This is a genomic window from Clostridium sp. 19966 (genome assembly GCF_032335695.1).
Taxonomy (GTDB): domain Bacteria; phylum Bacillota; class Clostridia; order Clostridiales; family Clostridiaceae; genus JACTOJ01.
The window spans coordinates 78,931-97,156 of sequence record NZ_JACTOJ010000014.1 but is presented as its reverse complement, the minus strand read 5'-3'; the positions used below and the strand labels follow the sequence as shown (position 1 = coordinate 97,156).

Here is an 18,226-nt window from a genome sequence, read left to right as displayed (position 1 = left end):
AAAAGTCGTGCAAAAATTAAATATAGTATAGGAGAGATAGTCTTGTTAGTACCGAAATTAGTTACTTGTCTTAAAAAATATTCCAAGGATCAATTTATTAAGGATTTCATTTCAGGGATAATAGTAGCAATAATAGCTCTACCGCTTAGCATTGCTTTAGCTATTGCTTCAGGAGTATCACCAGAAAAAGGTTTGTATACTGCAATTATAGGAGGATTTATAGTATCTTTACTTGGTGGGAGCAGAGTTCAGATAGGAGGCCCTACAGGAGCTTTTGTAGTTATTGTATACGGAATAATACAAAAGCATGGTGTTGAGGGATTAATAATAGCCACAATCATGGCTGGCATTTTTTTAATAATAATGGGAGCTTTGAAGCTAGGAAGCCTCATAAAATACATACCTTTTTCTATAACCACTGGTTTTACAACTGGAATAGCTGTGGTTATATTCTCTACACAAATTAAGGATTTATTAGGACTTCAAATGCAGTCCGTGCCTTCAGATTTCATAAGTAAATGGATTGCTTACATAAAGCATATGAATACAATAAGCATGACTAGTGTGTCTGTTTCTTTAATAACCCTAGCTATAATAATTCTGTGGCCTAAAATAAATAAAAAAATTCCAGGTACCTTTGTGGCTATAATAGTTGTTACTCTATTATGTTCATTGCTAAAGCTTAAGGTTGATACCATAGGAAGTGAATTTCATAATTTGTCTTCAGCATTCCCCAAATTTACAATACCTAATGTGAATTTAAAGATTATAAATGAACTTATGATGCCAGCTATAACCATTGCTGTACTAGGATCTGTTGAATCACTTCTTTCAGCAGTGGTAGCAGATGGTATGATAAAAGATAAACATCAGTCAAACACAGAGCTTATAGCTCAAGGGATTGCTAATATTTTTTCAGGCGTTTTTGGGGGGATACCAGTCACTGGAGCAATTGCAAGAACAGCAGCCAATATAAAAAATGGTGGAAGGACACCTGTTGCTGGAATGGTTCATGCAGTTTCACTACTTTTTATAATGATGATTTTTATGCCCTACGTAAGACTTATACCTATGGCATCTCTAGCTGCCATACTTGTGATGGTATCTTACAACATGGGAGATTGGAAAGCATTTGAAAGAATATTAAGAGCACCAAAAACTGACGCTTTCATATTTTTGATAACTTTTGTATTAACCATAGTGCTTGATTTAGTACAAGCTATAGGCATAGGAATAGTACTATCATCTCTTCTATTCATGAGAAAAATGGCACAGCTAACTGATGTGAAATATATGGAAGATGTTAGTGAGGATGAGGAAATATGTGAGTTACTTAATGGCATTGAAAATACTGAAGACATAGCTGTTTATGAGATTAATGGTCCCTTCTTTTTCGGAGCAGCCAGCAAATTTGTTTCTTCTATGTCTGAGATAAGCATGCCTCCTAAAGCCCTTATAATAAAAATGGAAAAGGTACCTTTTATGGATGCTACAGCTTATCAAGCCTTTAAAACTCTTTATGAAAACTGCAGTCAATACGGAACTAATTTAATTATAGTTAGGCTTCAGCAGCAGCCTTTTGATATGTTGAAAAAGTATGGATATATGGATATAATAGGTAAAGAAAATTTTTGCGATGATATGGAAAGCGCTTTAGAGAAATTAAAAAAAGAAATAGCATGATTTTGCTTTAGGGGTAAGTTTAAAAAGCTTACCCTGCATATTTGGAGGGATAAATGAATAAGGGTGAAAAATATGATTATATGCTAAAAAATATTAAAGACGATGAACTTGGATTGTTCGAAAAATACGAGGAAATTTTAAATGAAATCAGAGAAATTATTTTAACTTATAATGCTGAAGCTGTGCTGGATATAGGCTGTGGAACAGCTAATTTGTGCGGACCTATCAGCCGTAAAATAAAAGTTATTGGTATAGATAAAAATGAAGAAATGCTGCTTCAGGCAAAAAAGAAATATCCTAAAATGAGTCTAAAGCAAGGAGATTTTTTAGACAAGCCATTTGAAGAAGAAATAGCAGATATTATAGTAACTACCCTTGTTTTTCATGCTATCACCAATAAAAAACTGGCACTGGAGAATATGATTAAATATTTAAAGCCTAATGGGAAAATAGTAATTGCGGATTACATGTTTTTAAATGAGGAAGAGAGAGAGAACTGTAAGAGAGTTCTTTTAGAAGCTGGAAAGAAGGAACTTTGGGACTTTATCAATTCCAAGAACTATACAAATGTAGAAATGTTGGAAGATTACGTTGAAACTTTAGGGTATAAATTTAGAGCTAAGCACATAATCAATTTTACATGGCTTGTAGAAATTGAAATATAATATTAATATATATTTAATAGAACAAAGGGAGGCAATATTTATGAAAGTGTACATAAGTGCAGATATTGAAGGTATTACTGGAGTTACCAGCTGGAGTGAAACTGAAAAGACTCATGGTGACTTTCAAAGCTTTGCAAAGCAAATGACCAGGGAGGTAAAAGCAGCCTGTGAAGCTGCCTGTGAGGCAGGGGCTTCAGAAATTTATGTGAAGGATGCTCATGATAGTGCAAGAAACATTGATATAGCAGAGCTTCCCGAATATGTGGTGCTTCAAAGGGGATGGGCAGGAGAGCCTATGTGCATGGTTAGCGGATTAGATTCCAGCTTTGATGCTGCAATATTTCTTGGCTATCATTCAAGAGGGGGAAGTGGTACAAGTCCCTTAGCTCACACCTTGAGCACCAATTTGGATCATATAAAAATTAATGACAGATACGCCAGCGAATTTTTAATAAATGCTTATGCAGCAGCTCTTTACAAGGTTCCGGTAGTATTTGTAAGCGGAGATAAAGGCTTAACCGAAGAAGTGAAAGAAGTAAACGGAAGCATAGCCACTTTGGCAGTAAAGGAAGGACTAGGGAAATCTACTGCAAGTATTCATCCTGAAAAGGCTATTAAAGAAATTAAAAGCACTGTGGCTAGTTCTTTAAAGGAGTCATTAAGCGGATGCATGCTTACTTTACCAGATAAATTTAATGTAGAGATTGGTTATTTAAAGCAGGAGGATGCCTTTAGAAATTCTTTCTACCCAGGAGCAAAATTAGTTTCTCCAAAGGTAATTTCTTATACCGCTGAAAATTATTACGAAGTGCTTAGATTTCTTCATTTTGTAGCGTAAATAAGATTAGTAAAAAAGGTAAGGAAACAGTTAATAGATAAAAAGTAAGAGTTATGGTTAAAATTCGCCTAAAGCGAATTTCTACCTAAACTCTTCACTTTTACCTATTACTTAGTAAGCAATTACTGAGAAGCTGCTGCCATGTAATCCTCATAATTGCCATTAATGGTTTTAATGCCATGGCTGCTTAGCACGCATACTTTAGTAGCAATTTTGTTTATAAAATATCTGTCATGAGATACAAATATAATAGTGCCTTCATATTTAGTTAAAGCCTTTTCTAGAACTTCCTTGCTAAATATGTCTAGATGATTTGTAGGTTCATCCAGAATCAGCACATTAGCCTGCTTAAGCATCAGCTTGGCTAGAGCAACTCTCGCTTTTTCTCCTCCGCTTAAAGCCTGAATCTTTTTATACACATCTTCTCCTGAGAAAAGAAAGCGTCCGAGAATATTTCTAATATTTCCTTCCTTATCATCAGGACATTCCTGCCAAAGTTCATTAAGAACAGTGTTTTCCGCCCTTAGGTTTTGATGTTCCTGATCATAATAGCCTATAGAGATATCTTTTCCCCAGTATAATGCTCCGCTGTCTAAATTAATATATCCCATGAGAGCCTTTAGTAAAGTAGATTTACCGGTGCCATTTGGACCTAGAATAGCTACCTTGTCACTTCTATAAACTGATAGATTTAAGCTATCAAGAAGCTTTTTTCTATTAATTCCATCACCTACACAAATGGAGCCATTAGAAACGAAAAGTACATCTTTATGAGACTTTTGTTCCAGTGAAAATTCCATTTTTGTCCGCTTAAGCTCAGCTTGAGGTTTATCGATTTTATCCATTCGATTTATTATATTTCTTTTATTTTTAGCAGCTTTTGAAGAAGTAGCTCTCACTATATGAGTATCTACAAAGGTTTGAAGCCTTTTAATTTCCTGCTGCTGCATTTCATAATCCTTAAGCTGTTTTTCTTGATTTTTAGCTTTAATTTCCACATATTTTGAATAGTTTCCAGTATATTTGGTTAAAATTCCTCTTTCCATCTCCCATATGGAATCCACTAAAGCATCTAAAAAGTATCTGTCGTGAGATACTACTAATATGGCTCCATTGTAATTTTTTAAATATTTTTCAAGCCAGCTAAGTGCAATGAAATCCAAGTGGTTAGTGGGTTCATCCAATATAAGAAAGCTGGGTTCCTTTAAAAGCAGCTTAGCTAGGGCAAGTTTATTTTTTTCTCCGCCGCTTAAGCTAGAAACCAAGGTTTCTAGGGAAGAATTATTAAAGGACATACCATTAAATATTGTGTTTATTTTTTCATTAATGGAGTAGCCGCCGTGAATTTCGAAGTATTCCATCTTTCTGCTGTATTTTTCAGAAATAGAGCGCAGTTCCTTGGCATTGTCATAAACCTTGGGATCAGCCATCTTATTTTCCAGCTCTCTCAGCTGCTTTTCAATAATCAATAAATCAGAAAATGCATCAAGCAGCTCTTCATATATGGTATTATTTAAGCTTAAGCCATTGTCCTGCTTTAAATAGCCTAATTCGTCAAAGCTTCTATTAATCACATTACCAGTAAAGTCAGTATGCTCGCCTATTATTATTTTAAGCAGAGTGGATTTACCTGCTCCATTTACTCCTATTAAACCAATTTTTTCTTTTTTCTCTACCTTTAAGTTTATATTTGAAAGTATAGTTTTTCCTTCAAAACTGATACCTACATTGTTCATTTCTAATATCATAATTTTCTCCTTTCATACTACATATCTATATCACCTCCTTCCAATGTTACTCTTATGGTTCGAATCATCATAACTGCTAGTTTCATAATAATATTCCTCCTTACCTAAATAAAAAAGCCTCAGGCTTAAAGACCTGAGACTTTGATAACTATTAAAAATTCACTGCTTAGGAATTAAAATAAAACTTCTGAAGGTCTTTCAAATTAAATATGCTTTTATTTTCGGCTAAATTTATTGTGTTAAATTTCATATTAGTGACCTCCTTTTTATTTTAATTCAGAAAATTTAGTAATTTAAACAAGGTAAATATAACATAAAAATATAATTAATGCAACAATTATATAGGAAGAGACAAGAATATTTGTTATAATTTTGTTGATTCATTATGTTTTAAAAGAAGGAGAGATAAGGAATGATTTTTAAGGAAGTGTTAGATTACGCTGAAAGCGATAAAGTCCATAGTAAAATTCATACAAGAAAAGCGGTGAGAGCTGTTATTTTAAAAGGAGATAAGCTGCTTATGGTTCACTCCAATAGAGGGGATTATAAATTTCCAGGCGGAGGAGTAAACCCAGGAGAGAATGATTATGAAGCCTTAATCAGAGAAGTTGAAGAAGAAACAGGTTATCTGGTTAAAAATATAGAAAAAAAGATAGGAATGGTATTGGAAAGAAAAGAAGATGAGTTTGACAAGGAAGCCTTATTTGAAATGGAGTCACATTATTACGCATGTGAAGTAGAGGAGGAAATGCATCAGCAGAATTTAGATGAGTATGAGAAAGAATTAGATTTTTATCCTGCTTGGATTTCCCTAAAGGATGCCTTGGAAAACAACAAGTTATTATTAAATAACCCTGATATAAATCCTTGGACAAGAAGAGAAATAAAGGTATTAAGTAAATTGCTTTAGCCTTAGAATGTAATTTTTTTATATCCTCAATTAAATGTATTAAAACACACATTTTTGCATATAAAAAACTAGTGTAACAATAGTATGAATTTTTAGTTAATTGCCTAATAATAGCAAGAATATATGGTAAAATAAAGTCAATAAATGATGTAAAAAGGGTGTGAATACATGTGGTATGAAAAGAGCATTGAAGATGTAGTCAAAGAATTGTCTGTAAATGTTCAAAATGGGCTTACTGCAGAAGAGGTGGAGAAAAGGAAGGAAAAATATGGACTTAATAAATTGGCTGAAAAAAAGAAAAGAGGGATTATCAGTCTTATTTTTGAGCAGTTAAACGATATCCTTATATATATACTTCTTGCAGCAGCAGTGATATCTTTTGTCGTAGGAGAAAGAAGCGATGCGGTAGTAATTTTCATAGTTATAATAATAAATGCAGTGGTGGGAGTAATTCAGGAATCTAAGGCGGAAAAATCTCTGGAGGCCCTTAAAAAATTATCCACACCTAAAGCAGTAGTGAAGAGAAATGGTGAGGTTATAGAGGTGAATTCCGAGGAGTTAGTACCTGGAGACGTGGTGCTGATTGATGCTGGAAGATACATTCCCTGCGATTTAAGACTTATGGAAACTGCCAATCTTAAGATTGAGGAATCTGCTTTAACTGGTGAATCAGTGCCTTCAGACAAGGACGCTAATGAAAAACTTTCAGAAGGAAAAACTCCTTTAGGGGATCAAAAAAATATGGCTTTTATGTCCACTTTAGCTACTTATGGAAGAGGAGTTGGGATAGTAGTTGAGACAGGCATGAACACTGAGATAGGTAAGATAGCAAAAATGCTTGACAATGAAGAAACTAGCCTTACTCCTCTGCAGAAAAAACTGGAGGAGCTTGGAAAAATCTTAGGCTTTGGAGCTATAGGAATATGCATATTTATATTTATAGTTGGATGGCTTCAGGGAAGAGATACCTTTGAGATGTTTTTAACAGCTATAAGTCTTGCAGTGGCGGCCATACCGGAAGGACTTCCAGCTATAGTAACCATAGTGCTGGCTATGGGAGTTACAAGAATGATTAAAGAAAATGCTATTGTAAGGAAGCTTCCTGCTGTTGAAACTTTAGGGGCTGTAAACGTAATCTGTTCAGATAAGACTGGAACTCTTACTCAAAATAGAATGACGGTAACCAAGTTTTATGTGGATAAAAAGCTGGATGATGCAGCAAATATTAATATAAATTTGGCTCCCCATAAGCTTCTCTTAGAAAATCTTATGCTGTGTAACGATGCAACCTATACGGAAAGCTCTAAGACAGGAGATCCCACAGAAATAGCACTTCTGGAGCTGGGAGCAAAATATAATATAATAAAGCAGGATTTAGAGGCTGCACATCAGAGGGTGGATGAAATTCCCTTTGAGTCCGATAGAAAACTTATGACTACGATAAATAAATATGAAGATAAGTATTACGTGATGACAAAAGGTGCAGTGGATAATCTGCTGAAAATATGCGATAGTGCTCTTATAAATGGCGAGAAGGTTTCATTAGATGAAAAATTGAAAGAAGAAATAATGAAAAGCTCTAATAGAATGTCCGATGATGCTTTAAGGGTGCTTGCTGGAGCTTACAAAATTATAGCTTCAAAGCATATAGAAATAGATGAATTGGAACAGGGTTTAACCTTCCTTGGATTGGTGGGAATGATTGATCCTCCTAGAGAAGAGGTGAAAAAATCTATTGAAGTATGCAAAGCCTCAGGAATAAAGACAATAATGATAACGGGAGACCATAAAAATACGGCCTATGCTATAGCCAAGGAGCTTGGCATTGCGGAATCTGAATCCCAAGCCATATTTGGTGCAGACATAGATGATATGACAGAAGAGGAGCTCAGTGCAAAAATAGATAATTTAAGAGTATTTGCCAGAGTTTCACCAGAGCATAAGGTTAAGATTGTAAAAGCCTTCAAGGCAAAAGGAAATATAGTTTCTATGACCGGAGACGGAGTAAATGATGCACCATCTCTTAAGGCGGCAGATATAGGGGTAGCTATGGGAATAACAGGAACAGATGTGGCCAAGGGAGCCTCAGATGTTATTTTAATTGATGATAATTTCTCCACTATAGTTTCTGCTATTGAAGAGGGAAGAAACATATTTAACAATATAAAAAAATCCATAGTATTTTTGCTTTCCTGTAATATAGGAGAAATTATAGCTTTGTTTTTAGCCATACTTCTTGGCTGGGCAGCTCCTCTTAGACCAATTCACATACTTTGGGTTAATCTTATAACAGATACTCTCCCTGCACTGTCCTTAGGAGTGGATGCCGGAGATAAGGATGTTATGAAAGAAAAACCAAGAGATCCAAAGCAAAGCTTATTTGCTGGTGGAGTTGGTATAAGTATAATTTTAAACGGTCTACTAATAGGTTTTGTTACTTTAGCAGCTTTTGTAATAGGACTTAAATATTATACTGGTGATCCTTCAATATTTCCTTTGATGCCTCATGATTTATCAAAGCCTGAATACAAAGATGCACTTACTCATGCCAGAACTATGGCCTTTGTAGTGTTAAGCGTTTCTCAGCTCTTTTATTCCTTTAATATGAGGCATCCTAAGAAATCCATATTCCAGATAGGTATATTTACTAATAAGTATTTAGTAGGTTCGCTTATCTTAGGCATACTTCTTCAATTAATGGTGATAACAGTGCCATTGTTTAGAAATATTTTTGATGTATTTAAATTAAGCATGATGGATTGGCTTCTTGTATTAGGAATCTCAATAGTGCCTTTGCTTTTAAATGAAATTATAAAGCTGGTAAAACGTAAATAGATAGATAAAGCAGCGAGTATAGAGGGTAAAAACCTGAATTCTCACTGCTATAATTTTAGGCTATGTTTTAAATAAGCATTGATTTTTAATACTTATTTAAAACATAGCCTGATTTTTTTGTTGCACAAATTCTTGACAAGTACTAACAAATAATCTATTCTATATATGGGTTGATTACATGAGTAACCAACCATACAACTACCGATGGGAAGGAGGAAACCCATGGAGTTTTCGCAAGATTCTATAAAACCTATTTATTTGCAGGTAGCAGAATGGCTTGAGGATGAGATTTTAAAAGGTAATCTAAAGGAAGAGGAGCAGGTGCTCTCGAAAAATCAATTTGCAAGCCTATATAATATTAATCCTGCCACTGCCAATAAGGGAATTAATATTTTAGTAGACGAAAATATACTCTATAAGAAAAGGGGAATAGGTATGTTTGTAGCAGTTGGAGCAAAGGAAATTATCATTTCTAAGAGAAAAGAAGGGTTTTGCAGGGAATTTATTGATAAGCTTTTGTATGAAGCTGACAAACTTGGCATGACAAAAGAAGAAGTAATCGAAATTATTAAGAAGAGATAGTTTAGGAGGTTATGAAATGAAGGCTGTAGAGTGTTTAGGTGTAACTAAAAATTATGGTAAAAAGGCAGTGGTAGATGGCATTAATTTGTCCTTAGAGGAAAATAAGATTTATGGACTTCTTGGAAGAAATGGAGCTGGTAAAACCACTCTTTTAAATATAATTGCTGCCCTTATAAAGGAAGACCAAGGACAGGTTAAGGTATTTGAAGAAATAGTTTTTGATAATGAAAAAATCTTAAATCAAATTTGCTTTGTAACTGACAGAATGACCTACATGAGCAACCTAAAAGTGAGCAAGATATTTAGATTGGCACAGGGCTTTTTTGAAAATTGGGATGAGGAATTTAAGAATCAGCTTATAGAAAGATTTAAATTGGAGGAGAACAAAAAATATAGGAGGCTGTCAAAGGGCATGCAAGCCTTAGTTGGAATAATAATTGGACTTGCTGCAAGATCCCCTCTTACTATATTTGATGAAGCTTATTCAGGTTTAGACGCAGCTGCGAGAGAGAGCTTTTACAAAATTCTTTTAAAGGACTATATAGATAATCCAAGAACTATAATTTTTTCCACCCACCTAATTGACGAGGTGAGTAATCTATTTGAAGAAATAATTATAATTGATAAAGGAAAACTGCTTTTACAGGAAGACATGAATACGATAAATGAAAAATCCTTTGAAATTTGGGGCGATGAAACTGAAATTGACAAGACTATAATAGGAAAAAGAGTTTTAAAAACAGAAACCGTTGGAAGAAGCAAAAAAGCCTTCATATTTGATTATATAGAAGAAGAGCATAATATTAAGCTAAAAAGAATGTCCCTTCAAGATTTATTTATAAATATCACAAATGAATAGGAAGCAGGTGACAAAATGCATTCAATAAAAAAATATGTAAAGCTGCACCATGACTTTACCAGTAATATGGAGTATTTAAGCTATTTTATTTGTACCCTATATCCCTTGATTCTTATAATTACGGCAATATTATCTCACACAGACAATTTTAATAAGATTAATGATGTGTCTAATATACTTTCTTATGGTACAATGATTTTCAGCAATTTTTTACTAGCTATGACTTTGCATAGCTTAGGAAAGAAAGTGCAAATGTTTTTTAGGGCAACAAAAAAGAATTTTTATGTATCTATGATGATATATTGGATTTATATAAATATAGTGCTTTCAATAATTCATGTTATACTTTCAAAACTCCTTTTACATTTTTATAATAATGTAAGTATAGATATATACAGCAGTCTAAAAGAATTTTTTATGGTGTTTTCCTTATTCACATTGTTTGTAAGTCTATTTAATATATTTTCCATATACTTAGATAGAGGTCGCAATGAATTTATATTTTTATTTTTCCTGCCAATTATAATACTTTTTAAGACTAATCCAACAGACTTAAATTTATTGCACTGTTCGTTAATGCTTCTCTTGTCAGTTGTTTTGATTTATGCAGGATGGCTACTTGAGAAGAATACTTATAGTAGCAAAGCTCATGATACTAAACCCGGAAGAAAAATTAGAATTGAAAAGAAGTTGCAGAAAAAAACAAGGCTTACTAAATTAAGAGCAGCAATTCAAATATATAGCTTTCAGGACCTTGGACTTGTAGCTGTGCTAGCTATTCTTTGCTTAGTATTTTTGTTTAATGAAACAGGAGATAATGGAGGAAAACAACTTATATCTCAATATCTTTTATTGTTTATGTGGATGCCAATGGTAGCTGTGTTTGACTGCAACTTTAATTTTTCAATAAGGCTTGTGATGCACTCACAATTTAGTGCGTCCAGAAGATTGTTTTATAAGGCTTATTTGATAGCTACTATGTTTAAAGCTATCTGTGCTTTAATTGTATTTATAGCTTTTGTGCTTCTTGAGAAACTGGTGTGTTATGAAAAAGGACTCACTGCGAGAATTGATATATTTGGCAATAAATATGCAGGTATAAGCAGCAATGAATTTATAAGTATATGTGCTTTGTTTTTTGCAGTAACCTTGTTTTTCTATTCAATATGCACACTTTTTGCGGCATCAGAAAGACTACAGGGACTTGCTTTCATATTGGAGATAGCAGTTTTTACAGTAATGAATGTAGACCTTCTATCAAGTGGTAGAATTAATTTTAATAATGTAAATATACTTGTTTCGATTATTTTGCTCATAGCTAGCCTGGCCTTTTATATTGCTTTTAGACTTCTACTAAAAAAGAAAAACCTAGGCAAGTCATGGTTTTCAAATACCTTGATAGCTATGTCTAATACTAAAAACTAAATATTGACAAAATAACTCCCTATAACTATAATGCTTGTGCCTTAAAAACACAGTAGATTTGATTAACTATTTGGTTAATCAAATTTGAAAATGCATTATATTAAGGGGGTTATTTTTATGAATTTAAAAACACTTAAGGCCACATTTAAAAGAAATCTTACCATTCACATCAGAGCCTATCCTAAGGACTTTTTTATCAGCAGTGTAATAGGCTCTATCTACACAGCACTGTCAGCTTACTTTATTTATTATCTATTGTTTAATGGCAGCGTTAATGCATCTTTTTCTTCCTTTTCGGGAACCTCAGATTATATGAGCTATGTAATCCTTGGAAATTGTATGTATCTATACGTGGTAAGGACATGTCTCAATGTGAGCAGAAGCTTAATCACTGAAAAAAGGGAAGGCACCTTGGAAAGCCTCATGCTGGCACCCTTCAAAAGAGTGCAGTACTTTGTAGGAAATATGTTTGAGCAAACCATAACTACCACCTGTGAGATGATAATTACAGTATTAGTAGCTATGCCTTTTGGATTAAGCTTTGGAGGCATAAATGTTTTATCAGCCATGCTGGCTTTCTTAGTGTCATTATTTGCATATTTTTCATTATCACTAATACTTGCTAGCATTATGCTTTATTTTAATGATACTTATATTTCTCAAAACACCTTATTTGCTCTGCTCTTCTTAGTATGTGGTGTAACTTTTCCCGTGCAATACCTTCCTCAGAGCCTTCAGATAATTTCAAAAATCATACCAGTAACAGCATCCATTGATCTTGTCAGAAACAGTGTGATATCTGGAGCTGGCATTATGCAGCAAGGTAAGGATTTTATAGAAGTTATAGCCTTAAGCCTAATGTATTGCCTGGTCGGTTTCAAGCTGCTGAAAAAAGTGGAAATTATAGCATTAGAGAAAATAAATATGTAGGAGGGAAAAAATATGTTAAAGGTAGAAAATTTGAAAAAGGTTTATGATACAAAGGTTAAGAAGGGACTTTTCAAAAGTGAGAGATTTCTAGTCGAAGCGGTTAAAGGTATAGACATGGAGATAAAGGAAGGTCAGATAGTAGGACTTTTAGGCATAAATGGAGCAGGAAAAACTACTACCATAAAGATGCTATCCACCTTGCTCAGCCCTACCAGCGGAAGCATAAATATTGACGGACTAGATGTAGTTAAAGATTCTGAAGAGGTTAAGAAAAGAGTAAACATGGTAGCAGGCGGTGAAAGAATGCTTTACTGGAGGCTCACTGGCAGAGAAAATTTAAAATACTATGGTGAGTTATACAATATAGATTCAAAAAAGCTAGAGAGCAGAATAGATTATTTGCTGGATTTAGTAGGGCTCACAGAAAAACAGAATTTAGCTGTGGAAAGATACTCCAAGGGAATGAAGCAGAGACTTCAGATAGCAAGGGGACTTATTAATGATCCAAGCTATATTTTCATGGATGAACCTACTTTAGGCTTAGATGCAGTGATAGCAAGAGAGCTGAGAAAGCATGTTAAAGATATAGCTCATAATGAAGGAAAAGCTATATTGCTTACTTCACATTATCTTCAGGAGGTAGAGGAGCTTTGTGAATATATTTATATCCTGGATAGTGGTAAAATAATAGCACAGGGAACCCCAAAGGAGCTTTCTCATATAGGTATGAGTCATAAGGTGCTTTGCATTGAGGTAGATAGCTTAAATCAAAAGCTTCATCAGGATATAAAAAGATTATGTATGTCCATAAATGGCTGCAGCATGAGCTTCCATGAGGAAAATAGGCTTTATACTATAAAATCTCTTGAGGATATAAGTACCGAAGTGGCTAGAATCCTTATGGAGAATAATATGCCTATCAAAAGCTTTTATTCAAAGGAACCCAATCTTGAGGATGCTATTATTAAGCTTTCAAAGGGGGCATAGAGGATGAGATATTTTTTAAAAGTAACCTTAGCGGAAATGAAGAAGCAGCATAGCAATAACATTCATAATAAAAAAATGTATATAAGCCATTTCCTTTGGCCGATACTTACTTTTATTTCAGCCTATTACAGCTATAAGCCCTTTAATTTTGATAAAATATCCTCTAAGGTAAGTTACCTGAATGAGCATAATATTTTGATATTCATGCTCATAGGCTATATGAGCCTTCAATTTTTTCAATGCTTAATACAATCAGCCTGGAATCTGTCCTATGAGAGGGTGTCTGGAACCTTAGAGCTCATATATTTAACTCCAGCCAGCAGATTAGGCTTTGTAGCTGGAAATGCTATAAGCTCTCTATTTGAAAGCATATGGCTTTTCGTAGTGTTTTCAGCGGCGGTGTTATTTATAAATGGGAGCAGTATGAAGGTAAATATAATTACTCTTATAGTAGGAATTGTGCTGGCTATAATTATGGCCATGCTTTGGGGTATGCTCTTAAATGCTATATTTTTATTTTCCAGAGACTCGGGATTTTTATTTACAGTTCTGCAGGAACCTATGGAAATGTTCGCTGGTATAAAGACTCCTACAGCTATTTTTCCATTTTGGGCCAAGGTGTTGAGCGTAGTATTTCCTCTAACTTACTGTGCTGAAATACTGAGAAGAGCTGTTTTAAATGGAAGCTCCCTATGGCAGATAAAAACTTTTCTTTTAGGCAGCATAATAGTTGGATTAATAATGTTTGTAACCACTATTTTATGCCTGAGAGCTGCTGAAAAATACGCTAAGAGAACTGGAAATATGGCATTATTTTAAAATAGAATCTTGAGGATAAATTTAGTACTTGGAGGAATTTATATGAATGTAGAAGCTATGATAAAAGATATAGAAGAATTAGTAGAAAACCAGTGTAGGCAGGAGAGCAATATTTTTGGATATGAAATTTGGGAATATCATATAAAACAGGTAGTAGAATATGCTGTAATTTTAGCTGATAGCTTAGTGGCAGATAAAGAAGTAGTTAAAATTGCAGCTCTCCTCCATGATTATGCAGGAATTAAAGATAAAGCTATGTATGAACAGCATCATATATACGGAGCTGAAGAAGCTGAAAAAATATTATTGAGTTATGGATACGAATTGGATAAAATAAAAGAAGTAAAAACATGCATAATTGAGCATAGAGGGAGCGTGCTTTTAGAGAAAACCTCTAAAGAGTCCATATGTATTGCCAGTGCAGATGCTATGGCACACATTGCTTCTGTACCTTCACTCTTACACCTTGCTTATGTAAAGAAGGGCATGAAGGTTGATGAAGGGGCTGCTTGGGTTAAAGGAAAAATAGAAAGAAGCTATAAGAAGCTTTGCAAAGAAGCAAGAGAAGTAATACAACATAAATATGAAGCAGTAAAAGAAATTTTATATTAAAACAGAACGTAAAATAGAAACTTTGGGAAAGGAGAGTATATATTTGAAGCTGGAAGAAAAAGTATATGATAAATATAAAGTGGAATTTATATATTCTCCTTATTTTGAGATGATGTGCAGTCTCCATGTGTTATCAAATCCGCATCACCACCTGGAGAAACTAAATTGGGCAAGTAACATGAAGGAAAAAATAAATAAAAATTTATATGATAAAATAATTAAGCTTTCTTCAAGGCTTGATGAATGGATGTTTGGAATGAATCTATGCGATGCGGGAGAAAAGGTAAATGATTTAAACATAATGGCAGCTATAGATTATCTGTTGGAGCTTGATATAAATGAATTTATGTATTTCTTCCTGGGAAGAGAAGCTGATAGAAAAACTATAAAAAAGTGGATCATTGGAAAAGAATTTCCAGGGAAATATAAAGACTTAAGAGTGGACATGAATATTTTTAAGGATGCAGAAAGCTTTAGAAGAGAATTTATTTTTTGTATTAAAGAATATTATTATAGCTATTTTGAAAAAGAGCTGAAATTTATAGAACCTCTTTTGATTAGAACTTTAAGAAAGCATATAGCTAGATGTGAAACCATTGGATTGTTAAAATATATAGACGAGCTTCACCCTAGAATTGAGATAGGAGAGGAAGAAATATATTTTCACAAATATACTAAATTTAATGTGAATATTAGTGATATGGAAATCATATCTATTAGAGTAAGCAGTTTTATAGATCCACATTTGCTTATCGACATTACAGATAAAAAACATATAGAGCTCACCATAAGAGCTCATCTGGAGCAGGCCTCAGAGGTAGTGCCTATAGATCTTTCCAAAACCATGAAGGCTTTAGGAGACGAAACTAGATTGAGAATACTAAAGTGCATATACGCATCAAAGGCTTCCACTCAAAGCATAGCTAAAGAGATTAATGTTTCTGAAGCTGGGGTATCAAAGCAGCTCAAGCTGTTATACGAAGCGGATTTACTTTACAAGCAGCGAGAGGGAAATTATATGTACTATTACATAAATAAGATGACCATAGATAGAATTCCCATGGATATATATCAATTTATAGATAAATAGAATTCTAGGATAAATTTGGAATCTGATAAAAGTAATGCCCAATTTTTACTTATTTCATAAATTATTTATAAGTTGTTAACATTTAATCCTTATAATGTTATAATAATTAGAAATTACTAAGCCATAGGAGGTGAAAAAGTATGGAAGACTGTAGAGTAATTCCTGTAGGACATAAGCTGAGATTACTTAGAAAAAGATACAATCTTCGTCAGGAAGAGATTGTAGGAGATGATGTTACTAGAAACTTAATAAGCCAAATCGAAAATGGCAAGGCAAAGCTAACTAGAAGTACAGCACAAATAATCATGTCCCATGTAACCGAAATACTAGAGAAAAACAATCTTACCTTAGATATAGATATAGAATATCTATTAGAAGATCAGGAGGCTCAAGCTAGAAAAATACTGGACCAATTCATAGATGAGCTAAAAGAACTGCTTGATAATAATGATACAAGCTTTATCAATACTCTTAAGGATGCTGATCAATTCTTGCTGGAATGGGATTTCATTGATAAAAAGATACTCATATGCGAATTAGCAGGAGACTATTTTTCTGGTAATAATGATTTCTATAAAGCTTCGGTATATTATGAGAATGTAAAATGCCTTATGAATTTAAATATGGATGTGGCTTCACTAATACCTGTGCTAAAAAAGTTATCAAAGGTATATTTTTGTATGGAAAAATATAAAGACGGAATTGATGTATGTAACTATGCATTAGATAGATTCCCACAAATGAATGACGACTACAAAGTGGTATTTTTGTTTAATAGTAGTCTGTATTATAATTATTCTAAGGAATATAAGAAATCTTTAGATATTATTGATAAACTTAAAAACATTGTTAATGAAAATACAAAAGATAAGCATGGTGATATATATATTAGAATATTATTGTTACAAGCTTCAAGCTTGCAATTTTTAAAATGTTATGACGAAGCATTAAAAATTTATAACATAGCCTTAGAAATTACTTCTAAAGAAAATTGTGGATATATATCTATATACTGTAATAATATTTGCGAGATATATATTGATATGGGTAAAATTGAGGAAGCTAACGAACGTATAAATTTTATTTTAAATAATTTAAAAAACATACCAAATGATTTTATTATGTTACCTCAATTATATTTAGAAATTAGCAGAAGGTATATAGAATTAAAGGATTATGATAATGCTGTTACTTATCTGAGAAAAACTTTGAACTTGGCAAAAGCATTTAAATATTCTTTTGTTATAAATGATGTTATAATGGAACTAATACATATGTCTCATAAGGATTTGGCTGTAAATATTAAAGATGAATTTATTGAATTAGTTACTAACGTTGGTAGTGTTAATAATATGTTGATGCTAAACGTTCTTCAATATTTCACAAAACTAAATGATGCTAAATCCGTTATAGAAATATGTGAATTTTGCAAAAAATACTCAGAAAATACGTATAAAGGACGTGATTAAAGTGTTTTTCAAACATAAAAAGATTTACTCTATTGCCGTTATTCTTACTGTAACAGTTGTATCTTCTAGTGTAGCTATATACCTATTATCAAGTTTGCCAGGTTTTCCATTAGATTAAGTAATAATACGAGAATACTTAATGTACTTAAATATTCTATAAAATAAGAAGAACTAATGATGTTAAGGTAATACATGAATATAATAAAAAATTATAAGGAGATGTGATTAAAGTGACTTTTAAAATTAAAAAAGCATTTTCTACAGTGGCTGCATTCACATTTATAATTGTATCATCCAGCATCGCAGTACATTTACTGCAATATTATCCAGGATTTCCCTGGAGTTAATAGATAAAGAACATAAATAAAAAATAAACTGCTAAAAATCCACCTAGAATTAAAATTTTAGGTGTTTTTTTGCGTAATTGATATCACAGCTATTAAGAGCTTTTAGTTCAGAAAAATTATAAATCTATTTAATTAAAATCAATTTCTAAATTGTCATATATTGAAACTTTTATTTTATCTTTAAAGGTATAACTTTAAAGAGCTGCGTATTGATCACTTCTATCAAGAGTATAAATTAATATAGTTTTGCTTACAGGATTTACTATACAAGATTCTCTTATCTTAAAATTTTCGTATAAGCTAAGCTTTGTAACATAATCATTAGAAGGCCTGAAAGGTGATACTACTTCTACAATCATATTATAGCAAATGTTAAATCTTTGATTTCAGATATTCATTCGGGAGATAGAAATGACTGAAGTTGCTG

The 18,226-nt window shown here is 32.9% G+C and carries 16 protein-coding genes; 14 read left to right on the top strand and 2 right to left on the bottom strand.

Annotated elements, in window-relative coordinates:
* The first annotated feature begins 42 nt into the window (after positions 1-42).
* Genes IAI10_RS14890 through IAI10_RS14880 form a run of 3 tightly spaced genes read left to right on the top strand, consistent with a single transcriptional unit; the run spans position 43 to position 3,186 of the window.
* A complete protein-coding gene (locus IAI10_RS14890; protein WP_315674077.1) occupies positions 43-1,683 on the top strand; it encodes a sulfate permease in 1,641 nt (546 codons plus the stop codon).
* 53 nt (positions 1,684-1,736) lie between these two features.
* Positions 1,737-2,348, top strand: a complete 612-nt coding sequence (locus tag IAI10_RS14885) for a class I SAM-dependent methyltransferase (RefSeq protein ID WP_315674076.1) — start codon at positions 1,737-1,739, stop codon at positions 2,346-2,348.
* 40 nt (positions 2,349-2,388) lie between these two features.
* Positions 2,389-3,186 carry a M55 family metallopeptidase gene (locus tag IAI10_RS14880; RefSeq protein WP_315674075.1) on the top strand — a complete coding sequence of 266 codons (798 nt, stop codon included), beginning with the start codon at positions 2,389-2,391 and terminating at the stop codon, positions 3,184-3,186.
* 122 nt (positions 3,187-3,308) lie between these two features.
* Here the strand turns inward: IAI10_RS14880 and abc-f are convergent, their stop codons facing one another.
* Positions 3,309-4,934 carry a ribosomal protection-like ABC-F family protein gene (gene abc-f / locus IAI10_RS14875; RefSeq protein ID WP_315674074.1) on the bottom strand — a complete coding sequence of 542 codons (1,626 nt, stop codon included), beginning with the start codon at positions 4,932-4,934 and terminating at the stop codon, positions 3,309-3,311.
* Between the two features lie 412 nt (positions 4,935-5,346).
* Here abc-f and IAI10_RS14870 point away from each other — a divergent pair, with 412 nt between their 5' ends.
* The 11 genes from IAI10_RS14870 to IAI10_RS14820 all read left to right on the top strand — a co-directional run bounded on the left by IAI10_RS14870 (position 5,347) and on the right by IAI10_RS14820 (position 17,452).
* Entirely contained in the window at positions 5,347-5,844 is a 498-nt protein-coding gene (locus tag IAI10_RS14870) for an NUDIX domain-containing protein (RefSeq protein ID WP_315674073.1), read from the top strand.
* 168 nt (positions 5,845-6,012) lie between these two features.
* Positions 6,013-8,679: a cation-translocating P-type ATPase gene (locus tag IAI10_RS14865; protein ID WP_315674072.1), complete on the top strand. Its 2,667-nt coding sequence runs from the start codon at positions 6,013-6,015 to the stop codon at positions 8,677-8,679.
* A 222-nt stretch (positions 8,680-8,901) separates the two neighbouring features.
* The gene (locus tag IAI10_RS14860) at positions 8,902-9,261 is read left to right on the top strand and encodes a GntR family transcriptional regulator (RefSeq protein WP_315674071.1); all 360 of its coding nucleotides are present in this window, start codon (positions 8,902-8,904) and stop codon (positions 9,259-9,261) included.
* Between the two features lie 16 nt (positions 9,262-9,277).
* Positions 9,278-10,120 (top strand): ABC transporter ATP-binding protein, encoded by an 843-nt coding sequence (locus IAI10_RS14855; RefSeq protein ID WP_315674070.1) that lies wholly within the window; start codon positions 9,278-9,280, stop codon positions 10,118-10,120.
* Positions 10,121-10,135: 15 nt separating this feature from the next.
* A complete protein-coding gene (locus IAI10_RS14850) occupies positions 10,136-11,545 on the top strand; it encodes a hypothetical protein (protein ID WP_315674069.1) in 1,410 nt (469 codons plus the stop codon).
* Between the two features lie 117 nt (positions 11,546-11,662).
* The gene (locus IAI10_RS14845; RefSeq protein WP_315674068.1) at positions 11,663-12,475 is read left to right on the top strand and encodes an ABC transporter permease; all 813 of its coding nucleotides are present in this window, start codon (positions 11,663-11,665) and stop codon (positions 12,473-12,475) included.
* 12 nt (positions 12,476-12,487) lie between these two features.
* On the top strand, positions 12,488-13,462 hold the full coding sequence (locus IAI10_RS14840) for an ABC transporter ATP-binding protein (protein ID WP_315674067.1): 975 nt from the start codon (positions 12,488-12,490) through the stop codon (positions 13,460-13,462).
* A 3-nt stretch (positions 13,463-13,465) separates the two neighbouring features.
* Complete coding sequence (locus tag IAI10_RS14835; RefSeq protein ID WP_315674066.1) at positions 13,466-14,281, top strand: ABC transporter permease; 816 nt, start codon at positions 13,466-13,468, stop codon at positions 14,279-14,281.
* Positions 14,282-14,323: 42 nt separating this feature from the next.
* On the top strand, positions 14,324-14,893 hold the full coding sequence (locus tag IAI10_RS14830; RefSeq protein ID WP_315674065.1) for an HD domain-containing protein: 570 nt from the start codon (positions 14,324-14,326) through the stop codon (positions 14,891-14,893).
* A gap of 43 nt (positions 14,894-14,936) precedes the next feature.
* Complete coding sequence (locus tag IAI10_RS14825) at positions 14,937-15,983, top strand: metalloregulator ArsR/SmtB family transcription factor (RefSeq protein WP_315674064.1); 1,047 nt, start codon at positions 14,937-14,939, stop codon at positions 15,981-15,983.
* A gap of 140 nt (positions 15,984-16,123) precedes the next feature.
* A complete protein-coding gene (locus IAI10_RS14820) occupies positions 16,124-17,452 on the top strand; it encodes a helix-turn-helix transcriptional regulator (protein WP_315674063.1) in 1,329 nt (442 codons plus the stop codon).
* Between the two features lie 541 nt (positions 17,453-17,993).
* Here IAI10_RS14820 and IAI10_RS14815 read toward each other — a convergent pair.
* A complete protein-coding gene (locus IAI10_RS14815) occupies positions 17,994-18,170 on the bottom strand; it encodes a Uma2 family endonuclease (protein WP_315674111.1) in 177 nt (58 codons plus the stop codon).
* Positions 18,171-18,226: the final 56 nt, after the last annotated feature.

Coding starts and splice junctions, on each gene's coding strand:
- IAI10_RS14850 (WP_315674069.1), top strand. CDS start 10,136: ATGCATTCAATAAAAAAATATGTAAAGCTGCACCATGACTTTACCAGT.
- IAI10_RS14840 (WP_315674067.1), top strand. CDS start 12,488: ATGTTAAAGGTAGAAAATTTGAAAAAGGTTTATGATACAAAGGTTAAG.
- IAI10_RS14885 (WP_315674076.1), top strand. CDS start 1,737: ATGAATAAGGGTGAAAAATATGATTATATGCTAAAAAATATTAAAGAC.
- IAI10_RS14855 (WP_315674070.1), top strand. CDS start 9,278: ATGAAGGCTGTAGAGTGTTTAGGTGTAACTAAAAATTATGGTAAAAAG.
- IAI10_RS14870 (WP_315674073.1), top strand. CDS start 5,347: ATGATTTTTAAGGAAGTGTTAGATTACGCTGAAAGCGATAAAGTCCAT.
- IAI10_RS14820 (WP_315674063.1), top strand. CDS start 16,124: ATGGAAGACTGTAGAGTAATTCCTGTAGGACATAAGCTGAGATTACTT.
- abc-f (WP_315674074.1), bottom strand. CDS start 4,934: ATGATATTAGAAATGAACAATGTAGGTATCAGTTTTGAAGGAAAAACT.
- IAI10_RS14880 (WP_315674075.1), top strand. CDS start 2,389: ATGAAAGTGTACATAAGTGCAGATATTGAAGGTATTACTGGAGTTACC.
- IAI10_RS14860 (WP_315674071.1), top strand. CDS start 8,902: ATGGAGTTTTCGCAAGATTCTATAAAACCTATTTATTTGCAGGTAGCA.
- IAI10_RS14845 (WP_315674068.1), top strand. CDS start 11,663: ATGAATTTAAAAACACTTAAGGCCACATTTAAAAGAAATCTTACCATT.
- IAI10_RS14835 (WP_315674066.1), top strand. CDS start 13,466: ATGAGATATTTTTTAAAAGTAACCTTAGCGGAAATGAAGAAGCAGCAT.
- IAI10_RS14865 (WP_315674072.1), top strand. CDS start 6,013: ATGTGGTATGAAAAGAGCATTGAAGATGTAGTCAAAGAATTGTCTGTA.
- IAI10_RS14830 (WP_315674065.1), top strand. CDS start 14,324: ATGAATGTAGAAGCTATGATAAAAGATATAGAAGAATTAGTAGAAAAC.